Origin of the sequence: Streptomyces typhae, assembly GCF_009755605.1 — a bacterium.
Classification (GTDB): Bacteria; Actinomycetota; Actinomycetes; order Streptomycetales; family Streptomycetaceae; genus Streptomyces; species Streptomyces typhae.
In genome coordinates this window covers 114444-120566 of record NZ_WPNZ01000030.1, presented here as the reverse complement: position 1 = coordinate 120566, position 6123 = coordinate 114444, and the positions used below count along the sequence as shown (strand labels likewise).

Annotated in this window: 7 protein-coding genes; 5 read left to right on the top strand and 2 right to left on the bottom strand. The window is 75.6% G+C overall.

The genetic code is table 11. The features are described from left to right. The 4 genes from GPA10_RS37035 to GPA10_RS37020 form a co-directional block, all read left to right on the top strand. Window positions 1–221 (top strand): hypothetical protein (locus tag GPA10_RS37035; protein ID WP_157169211.1); only part of this gene is annotated, 221 nt, incomplete at its 5' end. A gap of 30 nt (window positions 222–251) precedes the next feature. Next, window positions 252–1229 (top strand): SDR family NAD(P)-dependent oxidoreductase, encoded by a 978-nt coding sequence (locus GPA10_RS37030; RefSeq protein WP_157169210.1) that lies wholly within the window; start codon window positions 252–254, stop codon window positions 1227–1229. Window positions 1230–1405: 176 nt separating this feature from the next. After that, entirely contained in the window at window positions 1406–2395 is a 990-nt protein-coding gene (locus GPA10_RS37025) for an aldo/keto reductase (RefSeq protein ID WP_157169209.1), read from the top strand. A 93-nt stretch (window positions 2396–2488) separates the two neighbouring features. After that, entirely contained in the window at window positions 2489–3028 is a 540-nt protein-coding gene (locus GPA10_RS37020) for a DUF6314 family protein (protein ID WP_157169208.1), read from the top strand. Window positions 3029–3044: 16 nt separating this feature from the next. On the opposite strand, the gene GPA10_RS37015 is transcribed toward GPA10_RS37020, so the two are convergent. Continuing rightward, window positions 3045–3506: a GNAT family N-acetyltransferase gene (locus GPA10_RS37015; protein ID WP_058851811.1), complete on the bottom strand. Its 462-nt coding sequence runs from the start codon at window positions 3504–3506 to the stop codon at window positions 3045–3047. A 157-nt stretch (window positions 3507–3663) separates the two neighbouring features. Then, complete coding sequence (locus GPA10_RS37010) at window positions 3664–5103, bottom strand: aminotransferase-like domain-containing protein (RefSeq protein WP_157169207.1); 1440 nt, start codon at window positions 5101–5103, stop codon at window positions 3664–3666. Here GPA10_RS37010 and GPA10_RS37005 point away from each other — a divergent pair. Further along, window positions 5102–6118 (top strand): DMT family transporter, encoded by a 1017-nt coding sequence (locus GPA10_RS37005; protein WP_157169206.1) that lies wholly within the window; start codon window positions 5102–5104, stop codon window positions 6116–6118. The genes GPA10_RS37010 and GPA10_RS37005 overlap by 2 nt on opposite strands. Window positions 6119–6123 lie beyond the last annotated feature (5 nt).

Sequence of the window (6123 nt, the reverse complement as noted above, 5' to 3'; positions counted from 1 at the left end):
CGGCGCGGGCGGCACGACGGCCCGGCGCGGGCGGCACGACGGCCCGGCGCGGGCGGCACGACGGCCCGGCGCGGGCGGCACGACGGCCCGGCGCGGGCGGCACGACGGCCCTCCCGGGGCTCCGCGACCCGGTCCTCGACCGCACGGTCGTGGGCGCCGCCGTCCCGGCGTGGCCGCCCTGTGGCTCCATGTGCTCCCACACGCTCCCGAGCTTGATCTAGAGCGCGCTCCAGGTTCTAGCGTCCTTGCCCATGACCAGCACAAGGACCACCAGCACGGGTGCCACCGGCTCAAGGACCCCCTTCACCGCTGCCGCCACCGCCCACGACGTACTGCGCGGCGTCGACCTCACCGGCAGGACCGCCGTGATCACCGGCGGCTACTCCGGCCTCGGCCTGGAGGCGACCAGGGCCCTGGCCCGCGCCGGAGCCCGGGTGATCGTCCCCGCGCGACGGCCGGAGACGGCGCGGGAGGCCCTGCGCGACCTCCCCGGCACCGAGGTCGCCGCGCTCGACCTCGCGGACGCCGACAGCATCCGCGCGTTCGCCGACGCCCTGCTCGCGGCCGGGCGCGGCGTCGACCTCCTCGTCAACAACGCCGGGATCATGGCCTGCCCGGAGACACGCGTGGGCCCGGGGTGGGAGGCGCACTTCGCGGTGAACCACCTCGGCCACTACGCGCTCGTCAACCGGCTCGCCCCGGCCCTGACCCCGGGCCGCGCCCGCGTCGTGTCGGTGGCCTCGTCGGGCCACTTCCTCTCCGGCATCCGCTGGGACGACCCGCACTTCCGGCGGGACCCCTACGACCGGTGGCTCGCCTACGCCCAGTCGAAGACGGCGAACGCCCTGTTCGCCCTGCACCTGGACGCTCTCGCGGGGGACCGCGGCCCGCGCGCCTTCGCCGTGCACCCGGGCAGCATCCTCACCCCGCTCCAGCGCCACGTCCCGCGCGAGGAGCAGATCGCGCAGGGCTGGATGGACGCCGACGGCAGGCCCGCCGACGGCTTCAAGACGCCCGCGCAGGGCGCGGCGACCGCCGTGTGGGTGGCGACCTCACCCCTCCTGGAGGCGCACGGCGGCGCGTACTGCCAGGACTGCGCCGTGGCCGGGCCCGCCACCACGGACGACATGCTGGTCGGCGGCGTCAAACCCTGGGCGGTGGACCCGGAGGCGGCGGCCAGGCTCTGGGAACTGTCCGCCGACCTCACCGGTCTCGACGCCTTCGCGTAGCCGGCTGGTCCTCCAGTCGACCGCCCCGGTGCCCCGCTGGGGCTCGTACGCCGCCGGGCCCCGGCGGCCGAAACGCGCTTGCGCTGGAGCGCACTCCAACTCCTAGGGTCACGGGCTCCGGGGGGCACGCACCCCTGGGCACGCAGGACATCACCGCACCACCGGGAGGCAGGACCATGAACGGCACACCCACGCGCGCCCTCGGCGCCCTGACGGTCTCCGCCCAGGGACTCGGCTGCATGGGCATGAGCGACGCCTACGGCTCGTCGGACGACGACCGGTCGATCGCCACCGTCCACCGCGCGCTCGACCTCGGCGTCACCCTCCTCGACACCTCCGACTACTACGGCGGCGGCCACAACGAGCGGCTGCTCGGCCGGGCCCTCGCCGGGCGCCGCCGCGAACAGGCCGTCCTCGCCACGAAGTTCGGCTTCGCCAACCGCCTCGGCGAGCCGGTGGCGCTGCGCGGCGACGCCGCGTACGTGCGCGAGGCCTGCGACGCCTCGCTGCGCCGGCTCGGCGTCGACCACATCGACCTGTACTACCTGCACCGCGTCGACCCGCGGGTGCCGGTCGAGGAGACGGTCGGCGCGATGGTCGACCTGGTCGCCGCCGGGAAGGTGCGGCACCTCGGTCTGTCCGAGGCGAGCGCGCGCACGATCCGGCGGGCCCACGCCGTGCACCCCATCGCGGCGCTGCAGAGCGAGTGGTCGCTGTGGACGCGGGACCTGGAGGACGGGATCGTGCCGGTCTGCCGGGAGCTCGGCATCGGCATCGTGCCGTTCTCGCCCCTCGGCCGCGGCTTCCTGACCGGCCGTCTCACCTCGGTGGACGATCTGGAGGCGGGCGACATGCGGCGCGGCCAGCCGCGGTTCGCCGACGGCAACCTGGAGCGGAACCTCGCCATCGTCGAGGCCCTCGAAGGCCTGGCCGCGCGGCGGGGCGTCACGGCGGGCCAGCTCGCGCTCGCCTGGGTGCAGCACCGCGGCGACGACGTCGTGCCGATCCCGGGCACGCGCCGCCAGGCCTACCTGGAGGAGAACCTGGCGGCGGCCACGCTGGAGCTGTCCGCCGACGAGCTCGCCGCGATCGACGCGGTGGCGCCCGCGGGGAGCGTCGCCGGGAACCGCTACGACGAGAACAGCCTCGCGGTGGTGGACAAGTAGGAACGCCCACTCCACCGCCCGTCGCCCAGCGCAGGCGCCCGCCGCCCGCCGCCCGCTGCCCGTCACCCGTCACCCGCCGAGTAGCCTGCGGGCATGTCCCTTCCCGATGGGCGCGCCGGCGCCGCGACCGAGCCGACCGGACCCGTGCACGCGGTGCCGGACGTGCTCGCGTTCCTGCTCGGCGACTGGCGGGTGGAGCGGACGGTACGGGACTTCGCGGGCGCGGCGGCGGGCGGCGCGGCGGCCGGTCCCGTCGAGGGGCACTTCAGCGGGACGACCCGCTTCACCCCGCTCGACGGCACGGGACCGGTCCGGGACGCGGCGGGCGCGGGCCTGCTGCACCACGAGTCCGGCACGTTCACCTGGCACGGCGTGGCCCGGCCCGCCGAGCGCACCCTCCGGTTCCTGCCGGGCGGACGGGCGGGCACGGTGGCCGTGCACTTCGCCGACGGGCGCTTCTTCCACGACCTCGACCTGCGCTCGGGCCGGCACACCGCCGACCACCCGTGCGCGCGGGACCTGTACCGCGGCACCTTCGAGGTGTACGACGCGGACCACTGGCGCACCCGGTGGCGGGTGGCGGGCCCCGCCAAGGACCTGCTCCTGACGACCGACTGCACGCGCCTGCCGTGACCGCGCCCGCGCCGGGTCACTGCTCGCCGAGCAGCATCCAGTGCTCGGGGTGGTCGAGGCCGACGAAGCCCACCTTCTCGTACACCGCGTGCGCGTCCCCCGTCGCGAGCAGCACCCTGCGCAGCCCGTACGGGGCGAGGTGGTCGCGCACCCCGGCGGCGAGGGCGGTGCCGATGCCCTTGCCGCGCACCGAACGGTCGATGTAGACGTCGCAGAGGAAGGCGAACGTGGCGTGGTCGGTCACCACGCGGGCGTAGCCGACCTGGACGCCCGACGCCTCCTCGTACACGCCGAAGTTGAGCGATCCGGCCACGGCCGCGTCCTGCTTGCCCCGCGTCCTGCCCATGGCCCAGTACGCGTCCTCGGAGAGCCACTGGTGGATGCGGCAGAGGTCGAGGCGGGCGGGGTCGGTGGACAGCTCGTACCCGTCGGGGAAGGGGAAGGCTTTTCCGTCAGGGGCTTCGTACTCGTTGGTCATGACGCGAGACTCGCAGGGACCGCCGCCCGGCGTCGAGTGTCTTTCGCGGGTTGCCGCACGGCCCCCGCGGCACACGAGGGCGCCACACGAGATGGTCGCACAAGGGCGTCGTACGAGGCGTCGTACGAAGGGCCGTACAAGGCGTCGTACAAGGACGTCACCCGAGCACCTCGTCGCACGCCGCGCGCAGCCTGCGGACGCCCTCGGTGATCTCGCCGGGTCCTGCGAGCGCCGCGAAGCTGACCCTGAGGTGCCCCGCGGGCGGTTCCGCCGCGAAGTAGGGGCGGCCCGGCGCCACCGCCACACCGGCGCGCAACGCGGCGGCGGCCAGGGCGGGTTCGTCGGTGCCGTCCGGCAGCCGCAGCCACAGGTGGTAGCCGCCGACCGGGACGTGCGGCAGCGCCAGCTCGGGCAGCCGCAGCCGCAGCGCCGCCGACATCGCGTCCCTGCGGTCCCGCAGCTCGACCGCCACGGTGCGCAGATGGCGCGGCCAGGCCGGGGAGCCGACGAGTTCGAGCGCGGCCTCCTGGAGCGGCCTCGGCACGAAGAAGTGATCGACGACCTGGATGGCGCGCAGCCGCTCCAGGACGGGCCCGCGGGCGGCGAGGGCGCTCACGCGGAAGCTCGGTGACGTCGCCTTGGTCAGTGAGCAGACGTGGACGACGACCCCGTCGGCGTCGTCCGAGGCGAGCGGCCGGGGCAGCGGCCCCGCGTCATCGTGCACCAGACGGCGTACGAAGTCGTCCTCGACCACGAACGCGCCCGCCTCGCGGGCGATCCGCAGGACCTCGGGGCGGCGCTCGGCGGACAGCACCGCGCCGGTGGGGTTCTGGAACAGCGGCTGACAGACGAACACCCGCGCGCCGGTGGCCCGGAACGCGGCGGCGAGCAGGTCGGGGCGCACCCCGTCGGTGTCCACGGGCACCGGCACCGGCCGCAGCCCCGCCGCCCGCGCGATCGCGAGGAGGCCCGGGTAGGTGGGCGATTCGAGCAGGACGGGCGCGCCGGGCGGGGCGAGGGCGCGCAGGGTCGTCGTCAGGGCGCTCTGGCCGCCCGCGGTGATCAGGATCTCCGCGGCGGTGATCGCGCCGCCGATGCCGCGTGCGAACCACTCCCGCAGCTCCGGCAGCCCTTCGGCCGGTGGCCGGTCCCAGACGCCGGGGCGGCGGCCCGCGCGGGCGAGGGCCGCGGCCATCGCGCGCTCGGGCTGCAGCGAGGAGTGCAGATAGCCGCCGCTGAACTCCACGACGCCGGGCGGCGGCGCGGCGAGCGTGGCGAGGACCCCGGCGGCGTCGACGGACCGGGGCGCGACCTCCGTGGCGGCGTCCGCGCTGAGTGTCACCTCCTGCCAGGAGGTGTCCCCCGCGGCCGCGGCGCCCGCTCCCGGCGGGCGCGCCCGGAAGGCCCCGGCGCCCGGCCGGGTGACGACGAGCCCCTCCGCGGCGAGCTGCGCTAGCGCACGCGACACGGTCACCGGGCTCACCCGGAACCGCTCGACCAGAGCCCGACTGGACGGCAGCTTTCCACCGGGAGAGTAGCGGTCCAGCTCGCCCCGCAACTTCCGCGTCAACTCGCCCACACTGCTACGCTCATGCATGAAAGCACAGGATAGCGCTACTGCCTCCCGAGGGATAACGGTCCCGACCACGACGGCGACCACGGCGACCCCGCCCACGCAAGCGGCACCGCCCGAGCAAGCGGCCACGCCCCCGCGGACGGCCACCCCCTCCGCCGCCCCCGCGCCGCCCGTCGACCGCCGCCGCGCGGGCACCGTCCAGGCCGCGCTCGGCGTCGTCGCCTTCTCCCTCACGTTCCCGGCCACCGCCTGGGGCCTCGAAGGCATCGGGCCCTGGTCCCTGGTCGGGCTGCGCTGCGTGCTGAGCGCGCTGATCGCCGGTGGCTGTCTGCTCGCGCTGCGCGTACCGGTGCCGCCACGGGCCCACTGGGGCGGACTCGCGGTCGTCGCGTGCGGTGTCGTGCTCGGGTTCCCGCTGCTCACGTCACTGGCCCTACAGACGTCGAGCACCGCGCACGCGGCGGTGGTCGTGGGCCTGCTGCCCCTGACGACCGCCGCGTTCTCGGCGCTGCGCACCGGCGCCCGCCCCTCCCGCACCTTCTGGACGGCGGCGGTCACGGGCGCGGTGGCGGTCCTCGGGTTCACGGTGCAGCAGAGTGGCGGCGCCCTCTCCACCGCCGATGTCTATCTGTTCGGGGCGCTCCTGGTGTGTGCCGCCGGTTACACCGAGGGCGGCCGGCTCGCCCGGGTGCTGCCGGGCTGGCAGGTCATCGGCTGGGCCCTGGTGTTCTGCCTGCCGCTGACCGTCGCCTGGACGGCCGTCGCCCTGGCGCACGAGTCCTTCGAGCTGACGCCGCACAGCACGGCGGGCCTGCTCTACTCGGCGATCGGCTCGCAGTTCCTCGGCCTGCTCGTCTGGTACCGCGGCATGGCCGTCATCGGCATCCCGAAGGCCAGCCAGCTCCAGCTCGCCCAGCCCCTGCTCACTCTGGTCTGGTCGGTGTTCCTGCTCGGCGAGGACCTGACGGCAGCGGCGCCGCTGACCGCGGTGGCGGTCCTCGTGTGCATCGCCGTCACCCAGCGGGCCCGCGGCTGAGCGAG

What these genes read in the sequence shown, in the direction of transcription:
- GPA10_RS37030 (WP_157169210.1), top strand. Translation starts at nt 252, where the DNA reads ATGACCAGCACAAGGACCACCAGCACGGGTGCCACCGGCTCAAGGACC.
- GPA10_RS37025 (WP_157169209.1), top strand. Translation starts at nt 1,406, where the DNA reads ATGAACGGCACACCCACGCGCGCCCTCGGCGCCCTGACGGTCTCCGCC.
- GPA10_RS37020 (WP_157169208.1), top strand. Translation starts at nt 2,489, where the DNA reads ATGTCCCTTCCCGATGGGCGCGCCGGCGCCGCGACCGAGCCGACCGGA.
- GPA10_RS37015 (WP_058851811.1), bottom strand. Translation starts at nt 3,506, where the DNA reads ATGACCAACGAGTACGAAGCCCCTGACGGAAAAGCCTTCCCCTTCCCC.
- GPA10_RS37005 (WP_157169206.1), top strand. Translation starts at nt 5,102, where the DNA reads ATGAAAGCACAGGATAGCGCTACTGCCTCCCGAGGGATAACGGTCCCG.
- GPA10_RS37010 (WP_157169207.1), bottom strand. Translation starts at nt 5,103, where the DNA reads ATGCATGAGCGTAGCAGTGTGGGCGAGTTGACGCGGAAGTTGCGGGGC.